Raw genomic sequence first — 1836 nt, forward strand, 5'->3', positions numbered from 1 at the left:
CCCCCCGAGGTGGGGCCCCGCCCGGCCACCGGGCACTTCGCCAAGACCCTGCGGCACAACCTGACCGCCCACGGCTTCCTCATCGGCGCCGTCGTCTGCTTCGCGGTCTTCTCCTGGTACCCGATGATCCGCGAGTTCCTGCTCGCCTTCCAGAAGACCGAGAACGGCCGCACCACCTGGGCCGGCCTCGACAACTTCCGAACCGTCGCCAACGACCCCGCCTTCTGGCAGGCCTGGGGCAACACGGCCCTCTACACCGCCCTCGCCCTCGTCCTGGGCTTCGCCGTCCCCTTCGTCGCCGCCCTCGTCATCAACGAGTTCCGCCACGCCCAGGCCTACCTCCGGCTCCTCGTCTACCTGCCGGTCATGCTGCCCCCGGTCGCCTCGGTCCTCCTCTTCAAGTACCTGTACGACCCCGGCTACGGACTCCTCAACGAGCTCTTCGGCCTCCTCGGCCTGCCCGAGCAGCAGTGGCTCCAGGACCCCGACATCTCCCTGCTCGCCGTCGTCATCGCCTCCACCTGGATGAACATGGGCGGTGCGACCCTCATCTACCTCGCCGCCCTCCAGTCCATTCCCGGGGAGCTGTACGAGGCCGCCGAACTCGACGGCGCCGGCCTCCTCCGCAAGGTCTGGCACGTCACCGTCCCGCAGACCCGGCTCGTCCTCTCGCTGATGCTGCTCATGCAGGTCATCGCCACCATGCAGGTCTTCGTCGAGCCGTTCCTGCTCACCGGCGGCGCCGGACCCGAAGGGTCCACCACCACCGTCGTCTACCTCATCTACCAGTACGCCTTCAGCTTCAACAACTACGGCGCCGCGGCCGCCCTCGGCCTGCTCCTGCTCGTACTCCTCGCCGGGTTCTCGGCGGCGTACGTCAAGCTCAGCCGCGTCGAGGACGAGTAGGACCGGGAGACCCACATGTCCACACGCACGCTCATCGCACCCGCCCGGCTCGCCCGGCCCGGCGGCAAGGCCGCCTACCGGATCGTCCTCGGCCTCGTCCTCGTCCTGTTCACGCTGGTCTTCCTCGGCCCCCTCTACTGGCTGGCCTCCAGCGGCCTCAAGGACGCCCAGGAGGTCATCCAGACCCCGCCCACCCTGGTCCCCGGCACCTTCACCCCGGGGAACTACAGCCGGGCCTGGGAGGTCATGGACCTCTCCACCCTCCTCCTGAACACCCTTTACTACGCGTTCGGCGCCCTCGCCTTCCAGCTCGTCCTGGACGTCGCCGCCGCCTACTCGCTCTCCAAGCTGCGTCCCGTGCTCGGCAAGGCCGTGCTCGGCATGATGCTCGCCACCCTGATGATCCCGGCGACCGTCCTCGTCGTACCGCAGTACCTCACCGTGCTCGACGTGCCCCTCGTGGAACGCAACCTGCTCAACACGCCCTGGGCGATCTGGCTGCCGTCCGTCACCAACGCGTTCAACATCTTCCTGCTGAAGCGGTTCTTCGACTCCATCCCCGAAGAACTCCTCGACGCCGCCTCCATCGACGGCGCCGGCCCCTTCCGGATCCTCTGGTCGATCGTCCTGCCGATCTCCCGGCCGATCCTCGGCGTCGTGTCGATCTTCGCGGTCGTCGGCGTCTGGAAGGACTTCCTCTGGCCGATGCTGACGCTCCCCGACCCCGGGAAGCAGACCCTCAACGTCGGCATCTACTCCCTCTCCAACGGGGTCCCGGTCAACGTCCTGATCGCCGCCCTCACCATCGCCGCGCTGCCGACCCTCGTCGTCTTCCTGATCTTCCAGCGGAACATCATGAGCGGCCTCACCGCCGGCGGCCTCAAGGGCTGACCGGCCTGCGTCCCACCAGCCGTCGGGCCGCCGAGGACC

Annotated in this window: 2 protein-coding genes; both read left to right on the top strand. The window is 68.4% G+C overall.

Annotated elements, in window-relative coordinates; genetic code table 11:
- Positions 1-9 precede the first annotated feature (9 nt).
- A complete protein-coding gene (locus tag CCN56_RS41090) occupies positions 10-906 on the top strand; it encodes a carbohydrate ABC transporter permease (RefSeq protein WP_086832585.1) in 897 nt (298 codons plus the stop codon).
- 15 nt (positions 907-921) lie between these two features.
- Entirely contained in the window at positions 922-1797 is an 876-nt protein-coding gene (locus CCN56_RS41095; RefSeq protein WP_086832584.1) for a carbohydrate ABC transporter permease, read from the top strand.
- Positions 1798-1836: the final 39 nt, after the last annotated feature.

The organism is Streptomyces sp. NRRL B-24572 (genome assembly GCF_002156145.1).
Lineage (GTDB): Bacteria > Actinomycetota > Actinomycetes > Streptomycetales > Streptomycetaceae > Streptomyces > Streptomyces vietnamensis.